Source organism: Streptomyces sp. TP-A0874, assembly GCF_001748085.1.
In the GTDB taxonomy this organism is placed as follows: domain Bacteria; phylum Actinomycetota; class Actinomycetes; order Streptomycetales; family Streptomycetaceae; genus Streptomyces.
Genome location: NZ_BBZK01000004.1, coordinates 218,810 through 242,156 on the forward strand (window position 1 = coordinate 218,810; position 23,347 = coordinate 242,156).

The 23,347-nt window shown below is 72.8% G+C and carries 20 protein-coding genes; 6 read left to right on the top strand and 14 right to left on the bottom strand.

What is annotated here, in order from left to right:
* The first annotated feature begins 450 nt into the window (after window positions 1-450).
* Window positions 451-1,263, top strand: coding sequence for an Fpg/Nei family DNA glycosylase (locus tag BGP73_RS05120; protein ID WP_069812892.1), 813 nt, complete (start codon window positions 451-453; stop codon window positions 1,261-1,263).
* Between the two features lie 43 nt (window positions 1,264-1,306).
* Here BGP73_RS05120 and BGP73_RS05125 read toward each other — a convergent pair whose 3' ends face one another.
* From BGP73_RS05125 to BGP73_RS05170, 10 genes are all read right to left on the bottom strand, one after another.
* The gene (locus tag BGP73_RS05125) at window positions 1,307-2,527 is read right to left on the bottom strand and encodes a CehA/McbA family metallohydrolase (RefSeq protein WP_244501093.1); all 1,221 of its coding nucleotides are present in this window, start codon (window positions 2,525-2,527) and stop codon (window positions 1,307-1,309) included.
* Complete coding sequence (locus BGP73_RS05130) at window positions 2,524-3,624, bottom strand: ABC transporter ATP-binding protein (RefSeq protein ID WP_069812270.1); 1,101 nt, start codon at window positions 3,622-3,624, stop codon at window positions 2,524-2,526. The genes BGP73_RS05125 and BGP73_RS05130 overlap by 4 nt, the downstream gene beginning before the upstream one ends.
* Window positions 3,624-4,469 (bottom strand): carbohydrate ABC transporter permease, encoded by an 846-nt coding sequence (locus BGP73_RS05135; protein ID WP_069812271.1) that lies wholly within the window; start codon window positions 4,467-4,469, stop codon window positions 3,624-3,626. Before BGP73_RS05135 ends, BGP73_RS05130 begins: the two co-directional genes overlap by 1 nt.
* Window positions 4,466-5,431 carry a carbohydrate ABC transporter permease gene (locus BGP73_RS05140; RefSeq protein WP_069812272.1) on the bottom strand — a complete coding sequence of 322 codons (966 nt, stop codon included), beginning with the start codon at window positions 5,429-5,431 and terminating at the stop codon, window positions 4,466-4,468. The genes BGP73_RS05135 and BGP73_RS05140 overlap by 4 nt, the downstream gene beginning before the upstream one ends.
* Window positions 5,406-6,800: an extracellular solute-binding protein gene (locus tag BGP73_RS05145; RefSeq protein WP_069812273.1), complete on the bottom strand. Its 1,395-nt coding sequence runs from the start codon at window positions 6,798-6,800 to the stop codon at window positions 5,406-5,408. The genes BGP73_RS05140 and BGP73_RS05145 overlap by 26 nt, the downstream gene beginning before the upstream one ends.
* A gap of 164 nt (window positions 6,801-6,964) precedes the next feature.
* Window positions 6,965-7,177, bottom strand: coding sequence for a ferredoxin (locus BGP73_RS05150; protein ID WP_069812274.1), 213 nt, complete (start codon window positions 7,175-7,177; stop codon window positions 6,965-6,967).
* 320 nt (window positions 7,178-7,497) lie between these two features.
* Window positions 7,498-8,166 carry a class I SAM-dependent methyltransferase gene (locus tag BGP73_RS05155; RefSeq protein ID WP_069812275.1) on the bottom strand — a complete coding sequence of 223 codons (669 nt, stop codon included), beginning with the start codon at window positions 8,164-8,166 and terminating at the stop codon, window positions 7,498-7,500.
* A gap of 107 nt (window positions 8,167-8,273) precedes the next feature.
* Window positions 8,274-9,302 carry a methylmalonyl Co-A mutase-associated GTPase MeaB gene (gene meaB, locus BGP73_RS05160; RefSeq protein ID WP_069812276.1) on the bottom strand — a complete coding sequence of 343 codons (1,029 nt, stop codon included), beginning with the start codon at window positions 9,300-9,302 and terminating at the stop codon, window positions 8,274-8,276.
* Window positions 9,303-9,306: 4 nt separating this feature from the next.
* Window positions 9,307-11,538, bottom strand: a complete 2,232-nt coding sequence (gene scpA, locus BGP73_RS05165; RefSeq protein ID WP_069812277.1) for a methylmalonyl-CoA mutase — start codon at window positions 11,536-11,538, stop codon at window positions 9,307-9,309.
* Window positions 11,538-13,418, bottom strand: a complete 1,881-nt coding sequence (locus BGP73_RS05170; RefSeq protein WP_069812278.1) for a methylmalonyl-CoA mutase subunit beta — start codon at window positions 13,416-13,418, stop codon at window positions 11,538-11,540. The genes scpA and BGP73_RS05170 overlap by 1 nt, the downstream gene beginning before the upstream one ends.
* Before the next feature lie 154 nt (window positions 13,419-13,572).
* On the opposite strand from BGP73_RS05170, the gene BGP73_RS05175 reads away from it, so the two are divergent.
* A complete protein-coding gene (locus BGP73_RS05175) occupies window positions 13,573-14,181 on the top strand; it encodes a DUF2975 domain-containing protein (RefSeq protein WP_069812279.1) in 609 nt (202 codons plus the stop codon).
* A 1-nt stretch (window position 14,182) separates the two neighbouring features.
* Complete coding sequence (locus BGP73_RS05180) at window positions 14,183-14,407, top strand: helix-turn-helix domain-containing protein (protein ID WP_069812280.1); 225 nt, start codon at window positions 14,183-14,185, stop codon at window positions 14,405-14,407.
* Between the two features lie 33 nt (window positions 14,408-14,440).
* On the opposite strand, the gene BGP73_RS05185 is transcribed toward BGP73_RS05180, so the two are convergent.
* Window positions 14,441-15,166, bottom strand: coding sequence for an MgtC/SapB family protein (locus BGP73_RS05185; protein ID WP_069812281.1), 726 nt, complete (start codon window positions 15,164-15,166; stop codon window positions 14,441-14,443).
* Between the two features lie 130 nt (window positions 15,167-15,296).
* Between BGP73_RS05185 and BGP73_RS05190 the strand changes: the two genes are divergently transcribed.
* A complete protein-coding gene (locus BGP73_RS05190) occupies window positions 15,297-16,511 on the top strand; it encodes an MFS transporter (protein ID WP_441350749.1) in 1,215 nt (404 codons plus the stop codon).
* Between the two features lie 113 nt (window positions 16,512-16,624).
* On the opposite strand, the gene BGP73_RS05195 is transcribed toward BGP73_RS05190, so the two are convergent.
* The 3 genes from BGP73_RS05195 to BGP73_RS23745 all read right to left on the bottom strand — a co-directional run bounded on the left by BGP73_RS05195 (window position 16,625) and on the right by BGP73_RS23745 (window position 19,320).
* The gene (locus BGP73_RS05195) at window positions 16,625-18,721 is read right to left on the bottom strand and encodes an APC family permease (protein WP_107473956.1); all 2,097 of its coding nucleotides are present in this window, start codon (window positions 18,719-18,721) and stop codon (window positions 16,625-16,627) included.
* Window positions 18,678-19,052: a hypothetical protein gene (locus BGP73_RS23440; protein WP_244501118.1), complete on the bottom strand. Its 375-nt coding sequence runs from the start codon at window positions 19,050-19,052 to the stop codon at window positions 18,678-18,680. Before BGP73_RS23440 ends, BGP73_RS05195 begins: the two co-directional genes overlap by 44 nt.
* A 136-nt stretch (window positions 19,053-19,188) precedes the next feature.
* Entirely contained in the window at window positions 19,189-19,320 is a 132-nt protein-coding gene (locus tag BGP73_RS23745) for a hypothetical protein (protein WP_280138130.1), read from the bottom strand.
* 415 nt (window positions 19,321-19,735) lie between these two features.
* Here BGP73_RS23745 and BGP73_RS05200 point away from each other — a divergent pair, with 415 nt between their 5' ends.
* On the top strand, window positions 19,736-22,918 hold the full coding sequence (locus tag BGP73_RS05200) for a type 2 lanthipeptide synthetase LanM family protein (protein ID WP_069812283.1): 3,183 nt from the start codon (window positions 19,736-19,738) through the stop codon (window positions 22,916-22,918).
* 66 nt (window positions 22,919-22,984) lie between these two features.
* Complete coding sequence (locus tag BGP73_RS05205) at window positions 22,985-23,197, top strand: hypothetical protein (protein WP_244501094.1); 213 nt, start codon at window positions 22,985-22,987, stop codon at window positions 23,195-23,197.
* Window positions 23,198-23,347 lie beyond the last annotated feature (150 nt).

Genomic DNA, 23,347 nt, shown 5'->3' on the forward strand with positions numbered 1-23,347 from the left:
CAACAGGAGGGCTCGAACAGGGACTCTAGAGAGGGAACACAGCCCAAGTCCATCCCTCTTACTGGAGGTTGCCAACCATTGGCCGTTACCGCCGGTTAACCGTTTTCTGACTGTCTCCCTTGGGTAGAAGCTCTCCTCTCTCGCGGTTCAACTCGCCTTTACCGCAAGCCATTTCGCATTTTCGTCCGTATGTCTCGCCCCGCCGGGCAGATCCCCGCGTAGCGTGCTTCGAAGGGCTGAAAACGGCGCATCACCGCGCTCCGGGACGGGTGCTCAGGACCTGCCCCCTCGGGCCCGTCGGCCGTGCGCCACCGCTCGCCCCGAGGGGCGATCACCGGCTCCCCGTCGTACCGTTTCCTTTCCGGGGGACCGGTGATTTCCCGCCGGTTCCGCCCGGCCCGTCCGGCCGCCCGAATAGCCCGCCAGCCAATCGAGAAGGCGGTGCCGACCGTGCCCGAACTGCCTGATGTCGAAGGGTTCCGCGAGGTGCTCGCCTCGTGCACCCGCGACCGTGCGATCACCGGGGTCACCGTGTACGACCCGGGTGTGCTGCACGGGGTCTCACCCGGGCGGCTCGGTCGGGCGTTGTCCGGGCACCGGCTCGGCGAGCCCCGCCGGCACGGCAAGTGGCTGCTGGCCCCGGTCGACGCGGGGGGCGGTGCTCCGAGCGCCGGGCCGACCCTGCTGATGCACTTCGGCATGACCGGGCGGCTGCTCTGCCGCAGCGGCTCCGACCCTCTCCATCCGCACGACCGGATCGTCCTCGCTCTCGGCGACGACCAGTTGCGCTACCGCGACCAGCGGAAACTCAAGGGCTGGTGGCTGACCAGCGATGTCGGCGCGGTGCTGGGCGGGCAGGGGCCGGACGCCTGGGAGATCGACCGGGCCGAGTTCGAGGAGGCGCTGGGCAACCGCCGGGGCGGTGTGAAGTCGACGCTCATCGACCAGTCGGTGCTCGCCGGGCTGGGCAACCTGCTCGCCGACGAGATCCTGTGGCGGGCGCGGCTCCACCCCGCCCGGCGGGCTTCCGAGCTGAGCCCGCAGGAGCGCCGGCGGCTCCACACCGACATGCGCCGGGTGCTGCGCACCGCCGTTCCCACCGGCGCGGTGCCGCCGCGCGCCTCCTGGCTGACCGGCCACCGGGACGATCCGGAGGCCGAATGCCCGCGCTGCGGTACGAGCTTGGAGCGTGACCGCGTCGCCGGCCGGAGCACGGTGTGGTGCCCGCACTGCCAGCCGCCCGGCGGCACCGGGAGTGGCTGAGCGCCGCTACGGCGCGGTGCGCCGACCAGGGCGTCTCAGCAGGTCAGGCGCACAGGGCGATGACCTCGCAGCTGTCGGTCTCCAACCGGTGGAGCCCTTCGGCGGCGGGTAGCACCGCACGGTCGGCCCGGATCACGCGGCGGTTGCCGTCCGGGCGCACCAGCACGGTGTCGGCGGCGTCCAGTGCCAGGAGTTCCGCTCCGCAACGGAGCAGCAGCGGCGCCCGGGGACCGGCGGAGACGGCGGTGCGCCCCGCGGCCAGCGCGCGGAGGAGGTCGGCGCGGTCGGAGCTCTCGGCGAGCACCCAGGTGGTCGGAGCTCCCGGTGGACGGCCCTGCGCCGGCCGGTGGAAGTCGCTGCCGCCGAGCGGGATCACATCCGGCCGCCACGCCCGTGACCAGGCCAGCGGGGCGCCGTGCCGGCGATCGGTCCAGCTGTGGTGCCACAGCTCGACGTGGCGGGGGCGGGGCCCGGCGAACTCCCGCTGCCAGGCGCAGTCGCCGGCGAGCGGATGGTTGACGGAGAGGAACCCGCCGCCGCCTTCGGCTTGTTCCAGCCAGTCGTCGGCATCGGTTCGGAAGTCGATCCAACCGGTGTCGCCGTAGACGTTGGCGTGTCCGAGGTCGGTGGTGACCTCCTGCCCCGGCAGCAGGGTGATGCCCTGCCTGGCCCCCGCCGCCGCCAGCAGCGGGTGGTGGCTGGTGGTGTTGTGGTCGGTGACGGCGAGGAAGTCCAGGCCCTCCCCGGCCGCCAGCCGGGCTAGCTCCTCCACCGTCAGCTCGCCGTCGCTGTGCTCGGTGTGGGCGTGCAGGTCCCCGGCGAACCAGCGGGCGCCGTCCACCTCAGGCAGCGCCCGCCGGTCGCCCCGAGGCAGCGGTTCCGGTCGGGGCGCGGCGGGCGGCCCCGGGGCGCTGCCCGAGGCGGTGGACGTGAGTTCGTAGCGCAGCCCCGCGGGCGGGACCCGGTGCAGCCGGAGCAGGACGTGCCAGGTGCCGGCGGTGAGCGGTCCGGGGAGGTAGCCCGGCGTCGCCCAGTCCCGGGTCAGGGTGAAGCGGTCCCGGGCCCCTCCGGACCAGCCGCGGAACTCCCCCTCCGGGCCGAGCACGCCGAGGTCGAGGACGCCGGCGGCCCGGGGGTACTCCAGGGTGACGCTGAGCGCCGCCGTCCCCTCGGGCACCTCGACCGGCATCGGCCGCAGGGCGTCTTCCGCCCGCTGCTCCATGGTCCAGGTGCCGCGGTGCCTGGTGCGGCCGTCCGCTGTCACGCGGGCGTCCGATCGCCGGCCGGTTCGACCGGGGAGACCAGTGCACCGTCGCGGTAGAGGAGCGCCCGGTCCCCGCGCGGCACCAGTCGAGCGGGGCCGCCCAGGGCGATCTCCTGTTCCTCGGGTACCACGACCCGCACGGTGGAGGTGGCGCAGTCGAGGGTGACCAGTTGGGCGCTGCCGAGGTTCTCCACGACCGCCACCGTACCGCGCAGCGCGGCCGGCTCGTCCTGATCCGTCCACCGCAGGTACTCGGGGCGGATGCCGTAGCGGAGGGTCTCGCCGTCGTGGACCGCCGCCCCGGTGCCGGCCGGGAGGGGCAGATCCGTGCCGGCCACCCGTATCCAGTCGGACCGGACCTCCGCTTCCAGCAGGTTCATCGGCGTGGAGCCGATGAAGGAGGCGACGAAGGTGCTGGTGGGCCGCCGGTAGACCTCGGCCGGGGTGCCGATCTGCCGGAGTCCGCCCTGGTCCATGACGGCGATCCGGTCGGCCATCGCCAGTGCCTCGGCCTGGTCGTGGGTGACGAAGACGGTGGTGACGGCCAGTTCGCGCTGGAGCTTCTTGAGGAAGGTGCGGGCCTCCAACCGCATGCGGGCGTCCAGGTTGGACAGCGGCTCGTCGAGCAGGAAGACCCCGGGGTGGCAGGCCATGGCCCGGGCGAGCGCCGCACGCTGCTGCTGGCCGCCGGATAGCTGCCCGGGCCGGCGTTCGCCGAGGTGGCCCAGGCCGAGGGCGTCAGCCGTCCGTCCCGCCCTGGCGGTCCGCTCCGCCCGGCTGACCTTCTTGATCTTCAGCGGGTAGGCGATGTTCTCGGTGACGGTCATGTGTGGGAAGAGCGCGTAGTCCTGGAAGACCATGGCGATGTCCCGTTGGCCCGGGGGAAGCGCGGTGACCTCCCGGCCGCCGATCCGGACGGCGCCGCCGCTGGCCGTCTCCAGACCGGCGATGGTCCGCAGCAGGGTGGACTTCCCGCAGCCGGAGGGTCCGAGCAGAGCGAAGAACTCGCCGTCGTGGACGGTGAGGTCGATGCCGTTCAGTGCCTGGACACCGCCGGGGAAGACCTTCGTCAGACGGCTCAGGTCGATGTCAGCCATCAGCCCTTGATCCCTCCGTGGAACCGGAAGCCGAACCGGCGGCTGACGAAGAGGAACATCAGTACCACCGGCAGCGAGTAGAGCAGCGAGAAGGTGGAGATGAGGGCGAGATCGGGCTGGCCGCCCTCGGTGTAGAAGGTGTACATCACGACGGCTGCCGGCGACTTGTCCGGCGAGCGCAGCAGGAGGAACGGGATCAGGAAGTTGCCCCACACCTGCGCCACGGTCCACACCCCGACCGTCGCCAGACCGGGCCGTACGACCGGTGCGACGATGTCGAGCAGGATCCGCGTCGAGGAGGCGCCGAAGACCCGGGCCGACTCCTCGTAGGACCGGGGGACGGTGTCCGTGAAGTCCTTGAGGATGAAGATGGCGGCCGGGAGCAGACCGCCGGAGAGCACCAGGATGACGCCGAGGTAGGAGTCGACCAGGCGCAGTTCGGCGGCGAGCAGGAAGACCGGCACCATCGCCGCGGTGCCGGTCACGATGGAGGAGAGCAGCAGCAGGGCGTACAGCAGTCCGTCCCGGCCGGGGATCCGCACCCGGCTGAGGGCGTACGCGGCGAACGCGGAGAGCGCCACCACCAGCAGCGCGCTGCCGGCCGCGAGGACAACCGAGCTCGCCAGTGACTCGACCGCACCGGGGTTGCGCCAGAGCCGGACGAAGTTGTCGAGGGTGAACCGCGGCAGCGAGGCGGTGACGCCCGGGTGCCGGTCGAAGGGCGCGGTCGCGAGCCAGAGGAGCGGGAGGGCGAAGAAGGCGAGGGCGAGCGCGACCAGGGTGTAGGCCGCCACGCCTCGGAGGAGTCGGACGACGGCGCGCAGGGGCTCCGGTCGCTCCGTCATGACGCCGTCTCCCGGGCCGTCGTGGTTGCTCTCCCCGTTCTCCTCCCCCGCCCCAGCAGCCGCAGGTAGAACACCGCGACGACGAGGTTGACGAGCAGCATCAGCAGCGAGATCGCCGCCCCGTAGCCCAGCTGACCGCTGGCCAGCGCGGTCTGGTAGATGAAGACGGGCAGGGTCTCACTGCGCCCGTCGGGCCCGCCGGCGGTGATCAGGAACGGCGTGAAGTCGTTGAACGTCCAGAGGCTGATCAGCAGGAGGTTGGTCAGCACGTGCCCGCGGATCCGGGGCAGCACGACATCGCGCAGTTGCCGCCAACCGCTCGCGCCCGCCAGCCTGGCGGTCTCCAGGTGGGATTTCGGCACGGTGCCCAGCGCCGCGCTGTACAGCATCATGGAGAACGCCGTCCCCCGCCACACGTTGTAGACGATGATCGACGGCATCGGGTGGTCGAGCAGCCAGGCCGCACCCGGGGTGTGCAGCAGGGCGTTGAGCGTGCCACCGTCCCGGTCGAGCAGGGCGATCCAGAGGAAGGCCACCACGGAGGCCGGCAGGATCCAGGCGAGCATCACCAGCGCTTCCAGTGCTCCTCGGAGCCAGCCCTTGCGGTCCCTCATCCACCAGGCGAGCGCCAGGCCGAGCAGCGCCTGGCCGAACACCGCCGAGCCCAGTACGAAGGCGAGGGTCAGCAGCAGGGCGTGGGCGAAGTCGCCGTCCCCGAGCGCCCGGGTGAGGTTGTCCAGCCCGACGAAGCCGGGATCGACGGCCGGTACACCGGTCAGCCGGTAGTCGGTGGCTCCAAGGTAGAGCGTCCAGAGAGCGGGGAGCACCAGGAAGAGGGCGATCAGTACGAGCGCCGGCGCGACGAACAGCGCGGCGCGGTGGCGGCCGAGCCCCGCGGCGTCCCCGGCCTCGGCGGCGGTCGGGGCCGGGGCTGCCTCAGTCGACGATCCGGTCGTTGCCACCGAGGACCTCCTCCAGCTGCTTGCGGTAGGCGGCGGCCGAGCGGTCGGGGTGCTGACCGGCCACCACCCTGGCGGTCGCCTCCTGGAGGGCGAGCGACACCTCCGGGTAGGCGGCGAGCGGCGGGCGGAAGGTGGTCACGGGCAGGGCTTCGGCAGCGGCGAACCGGAGCATCGGGTCCCTGCCGAGCACGGTGGCGTTGACGTCGTCCCGCTCGGTGATCCTTGCGGTTCCACCGAGTCGGGCGAGCAGGGCCGGCGCCGAGTGCAAGGCGGTGAGCAGTTCGAATGCCTGTCGTGGATGGCGGGTGTTGGGGTTGAGCACGTGCACCCCGCCACCGGAGAGGCTCACGTGGTCACGGCCTTCGATCCCCTCCCCCGGGGCGCGGGCCGGGAAGAGGGCGTAGCCGACGTCCCGGTCCCGCCGCGCCATGGGGCTGACGCCGGTCCCGGGGGCGATGACATCCCGCCAGAAGTAGTCGCCCTCGGCGAGGATGCCGATCCGGCCCTCGGCGAACCGTTGGAACGACTTGTCGCGGCCTCTGGCCTCCTGCTGGAGCCGGGGGTCGCCGAGCCCGCCGCGGTAGACCGCTCGGTAGAAGCCGAGCACGGCGCGGAGTTCGGGGGTGTCCCCGTACCAGCGCCGGCCGTCGCTGACCCGGCCGCCCGCGCCGGCGAGCAGCGGTAACACGCCCTGCATGGTGGTGGCCTCGCCCATCGCGGTACCGGCGTTGATCTGGAGTGGTGTGATCCCCTCCAAGCGGCGTAACCGGCGGGCGGCGTCCAGGATCTCCCGCCAGCTCCGGGGCTGCCAGTCGGTGGTGAGTCCGGCTCGGCGGAAGAGCGGCTTGTGGTAGTAGAGCACCCGTGCGTCGGTTCCGGCGGGGATGCCGTAGAGCTGGCCGTCGAAGCGGGCGAGGGAACGCACCTGTTCGTTGATCCGCCGCCAGCCGTCCCAGCTGCCGGCTTCCGGGCCGGCCACCTCCCGCAGCGGTCTTATGTAGCGGGCCTGGGCGAACTCGCCGATCCAGATGCCGTCCAGGGCCATGATGTCCGGCCCGGCCCGGGCTTTGAGGTCGAGGGCCAGTTTGATCTTGTACTGCTCGTCGTCCACCCCACTGGGGAGGAATCTCACCCGGGCCGGTATCCCCTTGGCCCGCTGCCGGCGGAGGTAGCGGGGGATCACCCAGTCGGCGATCCAGTCCGCTTCGTCTCCGTTCTTGCCGCCGGAGACGGCGTTGGTGGCCACGGTGAGCGCCACCCCGCCCCGCTCCCGGGGGCGGGGATCGAGTGCGGTCCCACATCCCCCGAGTGCGGCCGAACCCACCCCGAGGGCGGCCGCGGTCAGCGCGCCGCGGCGCGTGACGCCCATACGGCCTCCTCTCCTCACCGGAAAGTCGGTGCGGGAAGCGTGGCACGGCTGCGGGCCGCCGTAAAGATTCGATTCCGCGGAATCTTGCCGCGGACCGGCCGGGACGGGTCAGGACGCCGGCCGGCCGCGCGGTCCACACGGCCGGCCGGCGTCCTGACGGCAGCTCACGGCTCCGGGGCGACCACCTCGGCTCCCGACCAGATGGTGATGGCCATGGCCGGGCATGACTCGGCCGCCTCGGCCGCGTCCTCGTTCGGCTCGATCTCGGTCCGGAGCGGATACGACCGGCCACCTTCCAGGGCGAACAGCTCTGGGGCGGTGCCCACGCACACCCCGGCACCGAGGCACTGCTTCCGGTCCAACTCTATTTTCCACATGGGGACTTCACCATTCGATCGGCCTGCTGCGCGGACCGCGCAAGGTCATCGTCGGAGTCTTCCACACCCCGGCCCCGTCTCCGGAGGGAGCCGGGGACCACCCTGCGGGCAGACAGCGCCGCTTGCCGAGCCGCCCCGGAGCTGCGCGCGCGACCGTCGGGCCGCCGTGACCGGGTTGACCGACGAGCAGCACGCTGCCGACCCACCACGGCTCCTCGGTCCGCAGCGGCCCCCCACTGGCGCTCCGCCAGGACACCCGGAGAGGCCACCCGGGTGTTGCCCGGAAGCCTCGGGCAAGGCGCGCGCCGATGCTCCGGTCCTCAGTCGGGTCGCCTGGCCATGACGACCACCCCCGGCCCGGTCTGTTCGTCCGCGGGGAGCCGGAGTTCGGCGACCGGGCGGAGTCCTGCCTGCTCGATCAGGTCCACCAGGCGTTCCGGCCGCCATTTGTGTGTCGTCCAGCGAACGGGTACGCCCCCGTATGCCTCGGTGCGCAGCACGTCCTCGTCGCCGACGTGCGTCGCGGTGATGAGGTGTCCGCCCGGCTTCAGGGCCCGCGCGAACCGGGCGAGGACCCGGGGAAGGACGTCCCGCGGGAGGTTGAACAGCGACCACCAGCCCAGCACCCCGCCGAGGGATGCTTCGCCGAGGTCGAGGTCGGTGGCGGAGGCCACGCTGAAGCGGCATTCCGGATGGAGGCGGCGGGCGTTCTCGACCATGCGGGGTGAGAGGTCGACCCCGGAAACGTCGAGCCCGCGTTCGGCGAGGTAGGCGGTCACCGTTCCCGGTCCGCACCCTACGTCGAGCACCGGCCCGAGCCCGCCAACTGTGTCGGCGAAGGCGTCGATGGACGCCTTGAGCCACGGGTGCGTGCGGATGTCGCCGACCCCCGTCGTCAACACCATGTGGACGTAGTTGTCGGCCACCCGGTCATAGGACTCACGAACCTCGTCGAGATCGGCTGGGCGGTCCGTATCGTATGCGCGCATCAGCCAACGATAGGAGCCCCGGCTCTCCTGCGGACCGGCACCGCGGTCGAAGCCGGTCCGCTTCCATGGCCGGCGTCGTGTGTACCGGGGAGGTACCGACGCGGTTGTCAGCGGCCGGGGCCGCCGGGCTCGACCTCCCCGGCTTCCGCCCCAGGCGTGTGGAAGGCTTCGAGCAGCTGCTCAGCGGCGAGCGTCGCGGTGAGGGTGCCCTCCCGGACCCGCGCCTCCAGTTCGGGAGCGCGCCCCCGAACCGCCGGGTGCTGGTGCAACTGCGCCAGCAGCTGGTCGCGGACCATGGCCCAGACCCAGTCGACCTGCTGCTCACGGCGTTTGACCGCGAACCGCCCGCTGCGTTCCAGCGCCTCGCGGTGCCGCTCCAGTTGCTGCCACAGCTTCTCCAGACCGGTGCCCTCCCGGGCGCTGCAGGTGAGCACCGGCGGGGTCCAGGAGTCCTCCTGCGCGCGAAGCAGCCGGAGTGCCCCGGAGAGTTCCCGCGCCGCGGCGCGGGCGTCGCGTTCGTGCGGCCCGTCCGCCTTGTTGACCGCCACCGCGTCCGCGAGTTCCAGCACCCCCTTCTTGATGCCCTGGAGCTGGTCGCCGGTGCGGGCCAGGGTCAGCAGCAGGAAGGTGTCGACCATGCCCGCGACGGCGGTCTCGGACTGCCCCACCCCCACGGTCTCCACCAGGACCACGTCGTAGCCGGCGGCCTCCATCACCACCATCGACTCACGGGTGGCGGTGGCCACCCCGCCGAGGGTGCCGGCGCTGGGCGAGGGCCGGACGAACGCGGCGGGGTCGGCGGCCAGCCGTTCCATCCGCGTCTTGTCACCGAGGATGGACCCTCCGGTGCGGGTGGAGGACGGGTCGACGGCGAGCACCGCTACCCGGTGGCCGAGACCGGTGAGCATGCTGCCCAGGGCGTCGATGAAGGTGGACTTGCCGACCCCGGGAACGCCGCTGACGCCCACCCGCCGGGCCTTGCCGGAATGCGGGAGGAGTTCGACCAGCAGGCGCTGGGCGAGCTTGCGGTGGTCGGCGCGGGTGGACTCCACCAGCGTGATGGCGCGGGCTATGTGGGCCCGGGATCCGGCCAGTACACCCTGGACGTAGCCGTCGACGTCGATCGCGGGAGGCATCGCTTCACAGCTCGTGGCCGAGGGCCACCGCCAGCGACCTCACCAGGTCGTGGGCGGCTTCCGGGATGACCGTGCCGGGCGGGAACACGGCGGTCGCACCAGCCTCCCGCAGAGCGGCGACGTCCTGCGGGGGGATGACCCCGCCCACCACGATCATGATGTCCTCCCGGCCCTGTTCGGCCAGTTGCTCCCGCAGCGCGGGGACGAGCGTCAGGTGCCCGGCCGCGAGCGAGGAGACCCCGACGATGTGCACGTCCGCCTCCACCGCCTGGCGTGCCACCTCGGCCGGGGTCTGGAACAGCGGCCCGACGTCGACGTCGAAGCCGAGGTCGGCGAAGGCGGTGGCGATCACCTTCTGGCCGCGGTCGTGGCCGTCCTGGCCCATCTTCGCCACCAGGATGCGGGGCCGGCGGCCCTCCGCACCCTCGAAGGCGTCCACCAGCGCCCTGGTGCGCTCCAGTCCGGAGCTCGCTCCGGCTTCTTCTCGGTACACACCGGTGATGGTACGGATCTGGCCCGAGTGGCGGCCGTAGGCCTTCTCCAGGGCGTCGGAGATCTCCCCGACGGTGGCCTTGGCACGCGCCGCGTCCACGGCGAGGGCCAGCAGGTTCCCCTCCAGGCCGGCGCCGGCCCGGTGACCGGCCTCGGCGGACCTGGTGAGCGCGTGCAGCGCCCGCTGGCAGGCGTCCTCGTCCCGTTCCGCACGGAGTCGCCGGAGCTTGTCCAGCTGCTGAGCCCGCACGGCCGAGTTGTCGACCTTGAGCACCTCGATCTGCTCCTCGCCGGCGGCCCGGTACTTGTTGACCCCGATCACCGGCTGCCGGCCGGAGTCGATACGGGCCTGGGTCCGCGCGGCCGCCTCCTCCACCCGGAGTTTGGGGATCCCCGCGTCGATGGCCCGGGCCATGCCGCCGGCCGCCTCGACCTCCTCGATGTGCTGCCAGGCGCGTGCGGCGAGGTCGTGGGTGAGCCGTTCGACGTAAGCGCTGCCGCCCCAGGGGTCGATCACCCGGGTGGTGCCGGACTCCTGCTGGAGCAGCAGCTGGGTGTTGCGGGCGATCCGCGCGGAGAAGTCGGTGGGCAGGGCCAGCGCCTCGTCCAGGGCGTTGGTGTGCAGCGACTGTGTGTGCCCCTGGGTGGCGGCCATGGCCTCCACACAGGTCCGGGCGACATTGTTGTAGACGTCCTGGGCGGTCAGCGACCAGCCGGAGGTCTGGCAGTGGGTGCGCAGCGACAGCGACTTGGGGTTGCTCGGCTCGAAGCGGCCGACGAGCTTCGCCCAGAGCAGCCGGGCCGCGCGCAGCTTGGCGATCTCCATGAAGAAGTTCATGCCGATGGCCCAGAAGAAGGAGAGCCGGGGGGCGAAGGCGTCGACCTCGAGGCCGGCCTCCTGCCCGGCCCGCAGGTACTCCACGCCGTCGGCGAGGGTGTAGGCCAGTTCGAGGTCGGCCGTCGCCCCCGCCTCCTGGATGTGGTACCCGGAGATGGAGATGGAGTTGTAGCGCGGCATCCGCTGCGAGGTGTAGGCGAAGATGTCGGAGATGATCCGCATCGACGGCTGCGGCGGGTAGATGTAGGTGTTGCGGACCATGAACTCCTTGAGGATGTCGTTCTGGATGGTCCCGGCCAGCTTCTCGGGCGGTACGCCCTGCTCCTCCGCGGCGACGATGTACAGCGCGAGTACCGGCAGCACCGCGCCGTTCATGGTCATGGACACGCTCATCCGGTCCAGTGGGATGCCGTCGAAGAGCTGGCGCATGTCGTAGATCGAGTCGATCGCCACCCCCGCCATGCCGACGTCCCCGGTGACCCGGGGGTGGTCGCTGTCGTACCCCCGGTGGGTGGGGAGGTCGAAGGCGACCGAGAGCCCCTTCTGCCCCGCGGCGAGGTTCCGCCGGTAGAAGGCGTTGGACTCCTCCGCGGTGGAGAAGCCGGCGTACTGCCGGATGGTCCAGGGCTGGTTGACGTACATCGTCGGGTAAGGCCCGCGTAGGTAGGGCGCGATGCCCGGGTAGGTCGACAGGAAGTCGAGCCCGCGCAGGTCCTCGTCGGTGTAGAGGGGGCGCACCCCGATGCCCTCCGGGGTCTGCCAGACCAGGTCCTCGGCGCTCTTGCCGGTGCTCTGCTCCAGCGCCGCCCGCCACTGCCCGGCGGTCACCGGCTCACCGCCGGCATCGTCGAGGGCGATGTTCGAGAAGTCCGGGATGGGCCCCGGCCGACCGGCTCCGTCACGCATCAGGCCACCCCCATGTCGTCAAGGGCCGAGGAGAGGATCGCGACCGCGTCGCAGCCGGCGAAGAGGAAGGTGTCGACCCCGGCCCCGCGGTAGGTCTCCTCCCGTTCTCCCGGTCGGCCGGCCAGGAAGAGCCGGCGGACGCCGGCGGCCTTGAGCGAGACCGCCACGGCCTCCGCCTGTTCGGCGTAGAGCTGGTCGCTGGAGCAGAGGCAGGCCATGGCCGCACCGCTGCCGTGGAGGGCTTCGGCCGCGGCGGCGGGGTCGGTCACCGGGGCGTGCACCGGCTCGATCCCGCCCGCCTGGAAGAGGTTGGCCGCGAAGGTCGCCCGGGCGGTGTGGGCCGCAGCCGGCCCGAGGGCCGCCAGCAGCACCCGGGGCCGACTGCCGTTGGCTGCCAGATACGCGTCGGAGCGGGCGCGCAGGGCTTCGAACGCCTCGTCCCGGCTGACCCTCGGCAGTCCTCCGCCGGGGGCCGCGGGCCGCTCCGGCCTGCTGACCGCCTCCTCGGCGAGGTGCGGGAACTCGCTCACCCCGGTGATCGGTTCCCGACGGTGCGCGATGTCCGCGGCGCGCCGCTCCCAGCCCGCCGCTAGCCGGTCGGCCACCAGCCCGGTCTCCAACGCGGAACGCTGGCCGCCGGCCCGTTCGATCTCCTGGAACCACGACCAGGCCGCCCGGGAGAGCTGGTCGGTGAGTTGTTCGACGTACCAGGAACCGCCGGCCGGGTCGATGACCCGGGCCAGGTGGGACTCCTCGATCAGCACCGACTGGGTGTTCCGGGCCACCCGCCGGGCGAAGTCGTCGGGCATGCCGAGGGCGTTGTCGAAGGGCAGCACGGTCACCGAGTCGGCCCCGCCGAGCCCGGCGGCCAGCGTCGCCACGGTGGTCCGGAGCATGTTCACCCAGGGGTCGCGGCGGGTCATCATCACCGGCGAGGTCACGGCGTGCTGGAGCTGCGCCCGGGCGGCCGGGGCGGCCCCGCAGGCCTGGGTCACCCTGGACCACAGCCGGCGGGCGGCGCGCAGTGTGGCGATGGTCAGGAACTGGTCGGCGGTCGCGGCGTAGCGGAACTCCAGCTGGCCGCAGGCCGCGTCGAGGGGCATCCCGGCCGCCGTGAGCACCCGGAGGTAGGCGACTCCGGTGGCCAGCGAACACCCCAGCTCCTGGGCCGGGGAGGCGCCGGCACCGTGGTACGGCAGGGCGTCCACGGTGATCGCGCGGAGCCCAGGGTGGTCGCGGTGGCACCGGGCGGCGAGTTCGGCGGCGGTGGCCAACTGCCCGGTCAGGGCGTCCGGTCGACCGGTTCGCGCGGCCAGCCCCAGCGGGTCGGCGCCGAGGTTGCCCAACGCCGAGGAGGGCGGCATTCCGCGGTCCTCGTACAGGCCGAGCAGCGCGTCCGCCGCTTCGGCGAACTCGGCTCCGGCGTCCAGGACCACCGGTGCCAGGTCCAGGTACACCTCGCGCAGCACCTCGGGGAGCGCCTCCACGGGCAACCCGGCACCGCCGAGCGGGAGCCAGAGCGAGGTCACCCCGTTCTCCAGGTCCGTGAGGACGGCCTCGGCGGCCTGCCGGGCGCCGGTGTGCTCGTGGAACTGCCGGACGTCCCAGCCCGACACGGCCGCCCCCTCGGGCCGCCCGCCGCGGACGAACGGCGGGAAGCCGGGGTACCCGGCATCGGGCGCCGGGTCGTCGGCGGTGTAGAGCGGGCGGGTGCGCACCCCGTCCTGGAGTTCGGTGGCGAGTTCCTCCTCCGCGGAGGTCCCCGGGGCGGGTGTGACCCCCGTCTTGCGCAGCACACCTTCTACGAGGTGCTGCCACTGCTCACGGGATGCCTCCGGGAACTCGGCGGCCAGGGAGAGACCCTCGGGCTGGACCGTCATGAAGGAGAGGTTAAGGGAGGCGTCCTCCGGCGAGCGGTCCGCGCGGCTGTGACCTTGACCTCGTTTGGCGGCAACGAGGCTCCCGCCCAACCGGCTTGACAGTGAACATATCGAATATCGATACTATCGATATTCGATACGGGAAGGGGGCGTCATGCGCCTGAACACGCCATGGAGCCGACTGGACGAGCACCTGCTCGAGTTCACCCTGGGGCTGGCGCTCCTACTGGTCGGGCTCTTCGGAGTGCTCTTCCCCGTTCTGGGGGTGACGGGACCGTTCGCCCCGCTGGACAGCCGGCCGGTCGAGATATCAGGGGTGACCAGGGTGCCGGAGGCGGTCTCCGCCGGCGGTGCGGTACTCGGCGGCACCGACCAGGCCCGGCTCACCTTCGCCGATCCCGACTTCCAGCAGCGCCTCCTCCTGGCGCTCCCCGGGATCGTCGGCGGTCTGCTGCTCGTCCTCGTCCTGGAACAGCTGATGCGGATGGCGCGCTCGCTGCGGAACGGCGACGTCTTCGCCCGCCGCAACGTGACCCGGCTGCACGTCATCGCGGTGGGGGTGCTCCTGATCGGCCTGCTCGAGCCGTTGGCGGAGGCGATCAGCACCGAACTGCTGGTCCACGGCACCCCACTGGAGGACGAGGTCGCGTTCTCGTTCTCCTTCTCCGGCGGATACCTCCTGCTGGCCCTCCTCGTCGCGGCGCTGGGTGAGGCGTTCCGCCGGGGGGCGAAACTCCGGGACGACACCGAAGGGCTCGTCTGAGATGCCCCCGGAGGAGGAGCAGCGGATCGAGGTCCACCTGGACCGGCTGCTGGCCGAGCGCGGACTGACCCTCTCCGAGCTGGCGGCGCGGGTCGACATCACGGTCGCCAACCTCTCCGTCCTCAAGAACGGCCGCGCCAAGGCGATCAGGTTCAGCACCCTCAGCGCCATCTGCCGCGAGCTCGACTGCCAGCCCGGCGACCTGCTGACCCATCGCGGGCCCTGAACCGGGGCCGGGGGCGCGGGAGCCGCGCCGCGCTCAGTCGAGCGGATCCTCGGTGGTGGCGACCCGGTGCACCCCCTCCAGCTCGGAAAGGGCCGCGGCGAGTGGGGCGACCGGCTGCCGACCACGGACGGCCAGGCTCACGCTCACCACCGCCCCGCGGTCCGCGCTGCCCCGGTCCTCGCCGTACTGGTCGGTCGACAGCTCCAGGATGGCGAACCCCATGCCGGTGCAGGTGGCAAGCACCGTCCCCAGCACCCCGCGGCCGCTCAGGTAGTCGACCCGCAGCCGAGCCGGTGCCCGAGTGGAACCCGGGATGCGGTTGGCCAACGGCACGAAGCCCAGGACCACCAGGAAGTGAGCGGCCGTCACCACGACGGCCAGCACCGGCAGCCCCGCGCCCGCGGCCATGCCCACGGCCGCCGTCACCCACACCACGGCGGCGGTCGTCAGACCGCGCACGGCGTCCCGCCGTACGAAGATCAGACCGCCGCCGATGAAGCCGATCCCGGAGACGATCTGGGCTGCCACCCGGGAGGGGTCCAGGGTCACGTGGGGGCCGAGCACGTCGCCGAAGCCGTACTTGGACACCAGCATGATCAACGCCGAACCGACCCCGACCAGGGTGTGGGTACGGAGCCCCGCGCTCTTCTGCCGGACCTCGCGCTCCAGGCCGATGGCGGCCGACAGCAGCAGCGCCACGCCCAGCTCACCGATCTGCGTCCAGCCCTGTCCCGCAGTCTCGCCCCATGCCCATTCCATCCAGGCGAGGCTACCCAAACAGTGCGAATTCCCCGCGGCGTCCACACCGGTCGCCGCCCGGGCCGTCCCGGACCGCCCCGCCAGCTCCGGTTCCCGTACCCGCTGACCGCCGGCTCGTACTGTGGCCGACGTGATCGCGCGCAATGGTGACGGACGGCACCTCGGATACCTGGCGGCATCCGCCGTCTTCGCGGTGGGCATGACCGGTACGACCCTGCCCACTCCGCTGTACGGGCTCTACCGGGAGCAACTCGGTTTCTCCGAGTTCATGGTGACGGTGATCTTCGCCGTGTACGCCGTCGGGGTGATCGCGGTGCTGCTCCTGGCCGGGAACGTCTCGGACGAGACCGGCCGCCGCCCGGTGCTGCTCGTCGGCATCGGGCTGTCGGTGGCGAGCGCCGTCTGCTTCCTGGCCGAGGGCGGACTGCCGCTGCTCTTCGCGGGCCGACTGCTGTCCGGCTTCGCGGCGGGGCTGTTCAGCGGCACCGCCACGGCCACCGTGATGGAGCTGGCCCGGCCGGGGCACGCCGCCCGGGCCGGTTTCGCCGCCACCGCGGCCAACATGGGCGGGCTGGGTTGCGGTCCGCTGATGGCCGGGCTGCTCGCCGAGTACACCGCCTGGCCGCTGCGCCTGCCCTTCCTGGTCAACCTGGCCCTGCTGGCCCTGGCCGCGCTGCTGACCTGGTTCCTTCCGGAGACGGTCGAACGCAGGCGGCCCCGGGCGGCGTCGGCGGTGCGGGGGACGCGCGTCCCAGCAGAGGTGAGAGGCGTCTTCACGCCCGCGGCGCTCGCCGGGTTCGCCGGGTTCGCGCTCCTGGGGTCGTTCACCGCGGTGGCCCCGAGTTTCGTGGCCCAGACGCTTCGCGTGCAGAACCTGGCCGTGTCCGGCGCGATCGTCTTCTCGGTGTTCCTCGCCTCCACGCTGGGGCAGTCGCTGACCGAGCGGCTGGGCAGCAACCGCGCCCTCCCCGGCGGCTGCCTGGTGCTGGTGGCGGGTCTGCTGCTGGTGGCCCTCTCCCTGACGCTCGAGTCACTCCCCCTGCTGGTGCTTGGCGCCGTCTGCGGCGGGCTCGGCCAGGGGCTGTCCTTCCGGGCCGCGGTCACGGCGGTCGGGCGTGCGGCCCCTCCCGAGCACCGCGGCGGTACGATCTCCGCCTTCTTCGTCGTCGCCTACGTCGGCATCTGCCTGCCGGTCGTGGGCATCGGTGCCCTCACCGAGTGGCTGGGGCTGCGGCAGGCGGGCATCGTCTTCGCGGTCTGTGTGATTCTGCTCGCCGCCGGCGTCGGGCTGTACGTGCTGCGCCATCCACCGGTGGAGAGCGAACGGCGCGGCTCAGCCCGGTGAGTGCGGCGGACGCCGGCCCGGACAGCGCCCCGCCCCGGACAGCGCGACCCACTCGGGAGGCGGCTCGGTCGGCTCCCGGACGGGGCCGGCCATCCGGAATCCCCGCCGATCGGTCAGGGCCGTCCGCGGCCCGGATCCCCCGGGCCGCCGGGGCGACCGGGCGGCGGCCCGGGGGATCCGGGCATCCGCCCGGCGGGGTTCGCCCGCGGCGTGCCGCGCAGCAGCGGCTCTCCGCGCCGCACGGAGCCGGGCGCCCGGCCCACCGGCCGACGCCGTCTGCCGACCGAGGAACTGAGCTGCCAGGGCACGGTGATCACCATGACGCCCGGGGTGAGGAGCAGCCTGCTCTTCAGCCACAGCTCGGACTGGTTGTGCAGCAGGTTCTCCCAACTCCGGCCCACCACGTACTCGGAGACGAAGACACTGACGAGGTCCTGGGGCCGGGTCCGGTTGAGCGAGCGCACGTAGTGCACGAACGGACGGGTGACCTCCCGGTACGGCGACTCCAGGGTCTTCAGCGGAACCTGTAGGTCCAGCGCGGACCACTGGTCCCGCAGCGCTTTGGCCTCGTCCTGGTCGACTGCCACGTTGACCGCCTCCAGGCTGTCCGGGCGGCAGGCGCGGGCGTAGGCCAGCGCCCGCATCACCGGCTTGTTGATCTCCGGGACCAGCACGACGGCGTGGTGGCGGGGCGGCACCGCGGTGTCGGAGGCCGGGTCGGTCACCGCGAGTTCCGCGCCGGTGCGGTCGTAGTGCCGGCGGATGGCCCGCATCATCACCCACAGCAGCAGGCCCGCCAGCACCGCCAGGTACGCGCCCTGGAGGAACTTGGTCATCAGCACGATGACCAGGACGACGCCGGTCACCAGCACGCCCAGCCCGTTGATGGTTCGGGCGGAGCGGTGGCGACGGCGCGCCACCGGATCGCTCTCGGTGCGCAGGGTGCGGTTCCAGTGCCTGACCATTCCGGCCTGACAGAGCGTGAAGGAGGTGAAGACGCCGAGGATGTAGAGGTGGATGAGGTTGGTGACCGAGGCGTGGAAGACCCACAGCAGCAGCCCGGCGACCACCGCGAGCGACAGGATGCCGTTGGAGAAGGCGAGCCGGTCGCCGCGGGTGTGGAGTTGGTGCGGCAGGTAGCGGCGCTGGGCCAGGATGGAAGCGAGCAGGGGGAAGCCGTTGAACGCGGTGTTCGCGGCGAGCACCAGCACGAGCGCCGTGGCCGCCTGGATGTAGTAGAAGCCGAGGTTGTGGTGTCCGCCGAAGACCGCCGCGGCCACCTGGGCGATCACGGTGCGTTGCGCGGTGGTGGTGCAGTCGCCGGAGAAACCGGTCAGCCGGCAGGCGTCGTCGGTGATGTGCACCTTCGAGATCAGGGCGAGTGCGGTGATGCCGGAGAACATCAGCACCGCGATGGTGCCCATCGCGGTCATGGTGATGGCCGCGTTCCGCGGCTTGGGCCTGCGGAACGCGGGGACACCGTTGGAGATCGCCTCGACACCGGTCAGCGCGGTGCAGCCGCTGGAGAACGCGCGCAACGCCAGCAGGAGCAGCGCCAGTCCCGTCAGGCTGCCCTGCCCCGCCTCGGGCCGGATCCCGTAGTGGGCGGACTCCGCCACCGGGGCGGTCCCGAGGAGCCACCGGAGCAGTCCGGTGACGCACATGATGCCGACTCCGGCGGTGAACAGGTAGGTGGGTGCGGCGAAGACACGTCCGGACTCGCGGGTGCCTCGGATGTTCACCCCGGCCAGCAGGGCGACGAACAGGACGGCCATCAGCGTCCGGTACTCGTTGAGCGCCGGGATGGCGGAGATGATGTTGTCGACGCCGGAGGCGACCGAGACCGCCACCGTCATCACGTAGTCGACCATCAGGGACGCCGCCACCACCAGTCCGGCGGACGGGCCGAGGTTGGTGGAGACGACCGCGTACGAGCCGCCGCCGGACGGGTAGGTCTGCACGACCTGCCGGTAGGAGAGGACGACCACCGCCATCAGCCCGACGACCGCCAGCGCGATCCATGGCGTCAGGTAGAGGAAGGCGAGTCCGCCGACGGTGAGTACGAGGAGGATCTCCTGGGTCGCGTAGGCGACCGAGGACAGCGGGTCCGAAGCGAAGATCGGCAGCGCCAGCCGCTTGGGCAGCAAGGTCTCGTGGAGCCCCTCGCTACGCAGTGCCCGGCCGACGAGCACGCGTTTGACAACGTCCATGATTCTCGCCACGCAGGTGAGCGTAGAGGCGGGGGCAGGGGCAGTCGCGATGGCGCGACCGAGCGGGCCGTCCGGACTCCGGTCGGCTCCCCCGCCCCCGACCGGTCTGTCGTACGCGGGGCCGGTCGGCGCCGGGCCGCCGGGGGCCCGCTCCGTCATCCAGGTGGGAGCAGCCCTCAGACGAGTCCGTCGCGCACCGCGTGGGCGACAGCGTGGGCGCGGTTGCGCAGTCGGAACCGCTGGGTGGTGTGGTGGACCCGGTCGTCACGGTGCGCCGCGAGTAGGAGAGGCAGCGGGCCATCTCACTCCTCTCGTGGCCCTCGGCCACCATCCGGAGCACGGAGCGCTCCCGGTCCGACAGTCCCCCGCGGCCCGTTTCGCTGGCCACCAGGACCACGGCAGGCCGGCCGGGGGGTCGCGGGCGGCCCGCAGCGTGTCGAGTTCGGCGTGGGTGAACCGGTCGACGATCAGCACCACGCCCCGCGGTTCCTCCCCGGTGCCGCCTCCGAGACGTCCGGGCAGACGGACAGGGCGCTCCGGGTGCCGGCCTCCAGCACCGGATCGAGGGCGACGACGCTGACGGGTGCGGGGGCTCTCACCGTTTCCTCCGAAGGTCAGCCGCCGTCCGAAAACGGGACAGCGGGCACGAGCACTGACACACAGGTTTCGTCCTGGCCCCGGTCGCCGCATCGGCAGGCGTTCCCCACCTTTCGCCCGCCGTGCCGGAGCGGACCGCACGGGGACGGCTCCCGAGCGGGCTGCCGGGGGCGCCGCCCTCGGCACCCGCCGGGTGGCAGCGGGCCAGCGGGGTGCCGTCGGGACCGGTGTGCACAGGTGGCGGCAGGGTACGGCGGGGGCGGACCCGCACCGGTGCGCGGAGCCTCCGGCGGGTCGTGTTCCGGGCGGAGCCGCCCACCCCGCCGGTCGACCGGTGGGGACTATGGGTACCGGCGGCGGGAATATGGGGGCTCCGCCCCCAAGTGGGGCCCCGGGGGTTCTGGGACCTTGGGTCCTGTGACTGTTGCCGCCGCTCACCCAGATTCCCGGACCTCGACCCTGCCGCACTGGTGGTGGGCGTGGGGGCTGACCCTGCGCGAGCGACTCGCGGCGCCGGGTCTGACGACGACGGCCGAGCCGACGGACGGCGATCGCCCGCGGCCGTGGTCCGTCGGGGACCCCGCCGGGTTCGCCGCCCGCCTCGCGGGGCTCGGGCTGGACGACGCGCTCACCACCGCGCTGGGCAACGAGCTCCCCGAGCGGTTGGGGGCGCGTGCGGAGAAGCCGGACTGGGCCGAGTACGTCGAGAGAGCGGTGGCGGCGGCCCCGAGGCATCCGGTGCGCTCCGCCGGTGGCGGCGAGGGCGCGGCGGCCTTCCTGCCGGTACTGCGGCCGCTGCTGGCCTTCGCCTGGTCGGAGGTGGCGGACGGGCTCACCCTGCCCGTGACCGAACAGGCGGTGGTCCGGGCGGCGTTCGAGGATCGGCTCGGGGAGCGGCTCACCCGCCAGGCCGGCCGGACGCTGGTGCGCGAGCTGGGGCGGGCACGCACGGCGGGACGGCTGGCCGGGGCGACTCCGCGGGACCGGTTCGCCGCTTTCGCCGCGGAGTTGGGCACCGCGCCGGGTCTGGCCCGGCTGTTCGCCGAATACCCGGTGCTGGCCAGGATGCTCGGCCGGAGCTGTGCCGACGCCGCCGCGGCCATGGGTGAGCTGCTGCGGAGGATGGAGGCCGACCGCGCGGTCTTGGTCGAGCAACTGCTGCGGGGGGACGACCCGGGCCCCCTGGTCCGGGTGGAGCTCGGCCGCGGTGACGCGCACCAGGGGAACCGCTCGGTGGCTCTGCTGCACTTCGCCTCCGGCGCCGCCGTGGTCTACAAGCCCCGGCCGCTCGACCAGCACGCGCTGCTGGACGAGGTGGTCGGCTGGCTCAACACCAAGGTGCCGGGACTCGGCCTGCGCACTCCCCGGTCGGTGCGCGGCGAGGGGTACGGCTGGTTGGAGTTCGTCGAGCACCGGTGGTGCGCCTCGGTCACCGAGGCCGACCGGTTCTACCGGCGGCAGGGGGCGCTGCTGGCCCTGCTGTACGCCGTGGACGGCGCCGACATGCACTACGAGAACGTGATCGCCAGCGGCGACCAGCCGGTGCTGGTGGACGCCGAGACCCTGCTCCACTCCGGGCTGCCGGCGGCGAGGACGGCGGGGCCCGATCCGGCCGCCGACGCGCTGGAGTCCTCGGTGCACCGCACCTGCCTGTTGCCGCACCTGCTGATCGGGGAGCACGGGGCACTGGACATCTCCGCACTCGGCCGGGCCGAGGGCGGTGCGTACCCGAGCGAGGGAATCCGCTGGGAGGGTGCCGGGACGGACGAGATGCGGGTGGTACGCGGCCCGGTCGCCAGCCAGGCCGGCCAGAACCAGCCGCTGCCACTCGGCCGGGCCGCCGGCCGCGCCGACCACCGGCCGGCGCTGCTGGAGGGTTTCCGGGCCGGGTACGACGCGATCGCCCAGCACGGCGCGGAACTCGTGGGGGAGGCGGGCCTCCTGACCCGCTGGGCGCGGAGCCCGGCCCGGCTGATCGTACGGTCGACGCGGCTGTACACGGCCCTGCTCGACGAGTCCACCCACCCCGATCTGCTGCACGACGCGCTCGCCCGCGACTCGGTCTTCGCCCTCCTGTGGACCGAGTCGGCCTGCGATCCGGCCCGGCAGCGGTTGATCGAGCATGAGATCGACGATCTGTGGCGCGGTGACGTGCCGTTGTTCTTCCACCGCCCGGCCCGGACCGAGGTCTGGACCTCGAGCGGCACCCGCCTGGAGCGGATGCTGCCGGCCCCGGCGCTGAACACGGTGCGGGGGAAGATCACGGGTATGAGCGAGGTGGACCGCCACGACCAGGAGTGGGTCATCTCCGCGGCGCTCGCCGTCAGCGGTTCCGACTCCCCGGTGCGGAGGCCGTGTTCGCGGCCCGCACCGCGCCCGGCGCCGGCCGTGGTGCCGGAGCCCTCCCGGTTGCTGACCGCGGCGTGCGGGATCGCCGACGAGATAGCGGCCCGGGCGGTGCGCGGTGACGGGCGGGTGAACTGGCTGGGGTTGGAGCGGGTGGCCGGAGCCCACTGGGCCGTACTGCCGATGGGGGGCGGACTCGCCCAGGGCTACTGCGGGGTGGCGCTCTTCCTGGCCCAGATCGGGGAGCTCGCCGGGGCCGAGCGGTACACGGCACTGGCCCGCGAGACCCTGCGTCCGCTGCCCGCGCTGCTGTCGGGACTGGCCGCCGACCCCGAGCTGAGCGCCGCCGTCGGGCCGGGCGCCCTGAACGGTCTGGGCGGTATCGCCTACACCCTGGCCCGGCTGTCGCCGCTGCTCGACGCCGGTACGCGCAGCCTGCCGGGCGCGCTGGCCGCCCTGGGGCAGGCCGTGGAGTCGTGGCCCGAAGGCGCCAGTCACACAGGGCTCGCCGACGGGATCGCCGGAGCACTGCGCGCCGCGGTCTCGGCGCACCAGGCCACCGGGGCGCCCGAGGCCGCGCGTTTGGCCGGGCAGTTGGCCGACCGGCTGCTTCCCCTGGCGGGCCGGGACCGGCGCCCCGCCCTCGTCGGGGTCGCCCAGGGCGACGCCGGCGTCGGCTGGGCACTGCTGCGGTACGCCGCCACCCTTCCGGGAAGCGGTGAGGCACCGTCCGCTCTGCCGTACCGAGAGGCCGGGACGGCGCTGCTGGGCTCGGCGCTCGGCACCGCGGTGCGCCGGTCCGAGGACCTCTCCTGGTATTCGGGCCTCTCCGGTGTGGCGCTGGCGGCCGCGGACGTGCTGCCGCCTTCCGAGCGGTGCGCGGCCGGCGGGTCAGACCTCGGTGACGCGTTCGACCGCTGCACCCGACTGCTGTCCGCCCCGCTCCGAACCGACGACCTGAGCCTGCGCGACGGCGCCCTCGGCGCCCTGGAGGCGCTGTTGACGCTCGCGGAACGCGGCCACGCCGGCGCCCGGGCCGCGCTGACCCGGCGTACCGGGGAGGTGCTGGGCCTCGTCCAACAGCAGGGCCACCGCTGTGGAACCCCCGACCAGGTGCCCTCGCCCGGACTGCTCACCGGCCTGTCCGGTATCGGGTACAGCCTGCTCAGGCTGGGTTTTCCGGAACGGGTGCCGTCCGTCCTGCTGTTCGACCACACCTCGCGGGCCGGGAGGCGCCGCCGGCCAGCACCCTGACCGCCCTCCCCCCTCGAACCGCGCTCCGTACCGACTGAGAAGCCACCAGGAGAGGAAGTCACCACCATGAACAAGCACACCGACATCCAGCCCGCGCTCACCGACGACGACGTCCGCACCGCCGTGCGCGAGGAGGAGCAGGACCCGGCCGGAGATATCGCCCTGTCGGGCCGGAACAGAGCCTGCGCCCGTGCGCGGGCTCTCGCCGGCATGGTGCTGACCAGCGGCATCGTCGTCACGCTCAGCGGGATCGACACCTCCGTCTCGGCGCCGCACTGACGCGTCGGTGCTCGGGCTCGCGGTGCCGGGGTGCGGGTCCGCAGGCGGTCCGCACCCTGCGTCCCAGGCCGCTCTCCGTGGCTGAGCCGGTGGTCGCCGTCCTTGAGGGAAGGATCAGGACCCTCACTCTGTAGGAACATATGAACTACG

Coding starts and splice junctions, on each gene's coding strand:
- BGP73_RS05205 (WP_244501094.1), top strand. CDS start 22,985: ATGAACAAGCACACCGACATCCAGCCCGCGCTCACCGACGACGACGTC.
- BGP73_RS05195 (WP_107473956.1), bottom strand. CDS start 18,721: ATGGACGTTGTCAAACGCGTGCTCGTCGGCCGGGCACTGCGTAGCGAG.
- BGP73_RS23440 (WP_244501118.1), bottom strand. CDS start 19,052: ATGGTGGCCGAGGGCCACGAGAGGAGTGAGATGGCCCGCTGCCTCTCC.
- BGP73_RS05185 (WP_069812281.1), bottom strand. CDS start 15,166: ATGGAATGGGCATGGGGCGAGACTGCGGGACAGGGCTGGACGCAGATC.
- BGP73_RS05130 (WP_069812270.1), bottom strand. CDS start 3,624: ATGGCTGACATCGACCTGAGCCGTCTGACGAAGGTCTTCCCCGGCGGT.
- BGP73_RS05155 (WP_069812275.1), bottom strand. CDS start 8,166: ATGCGCGCATACGATACGGACCGCCCAGCCGATCTCGACGAGGTTCGT.
- scpA (WP_069812277.1), bottom strand. CDS start 11,538: ATGCGTGACGGAGCCGGTCGGCCGGGGCCCATCCCGGACTTCTCGAAC.
- BGP73_RS05135 (WP_069812271.1), bottom strand. CDS start 4,469: ATGACGGAGCGACCGGAGCCCCTGCGCGCCGTCGTCCGACTCCTCCGA.
- meaB (WP_069812276.1), bottom strand. CDS start 9,302: ATGCCTCCCGCGATCGACGTCGACGGCTACGTCCAGGGTGTACTGGCC.
- BGP73_RS05180 (WP_069812280.1), top strand. CDS start 14,183: ATGCCCCCGGAGGAGGAGCAGCGGATCGAGGTCCACCTGGACCGGCTG.
- BGP73_RS05170 (WP_069812278.1), bottom strand. CDS start 13,418: ATGACGGTCCAGCCCGAGGGTCTCTCCCTGGCCGCCGAGTTCCCGGAG.
- BGP73_RS05145 (WP_069812273.1), bottom strand. CDS start 6,800: ATGGGCGTCACGCGCCGCGGCGCGCTGACCGCGGCCGCCCTCGGGGTG.
- BGP73_RS05175 (WP_069812279.1), top strand. CDS start 13,573: ATGCGCCTGAACACGCCATGGAGCCGACTGGACGAGCACCTGCTCGAG.
- BGP73_RS05150 (WP_069812274.1), bottom strand. CDS start 7,177: ATGTGGAAAATAGAGTTGGACCGGAAGCAGTGCCTCGGTGCCGGGGTG.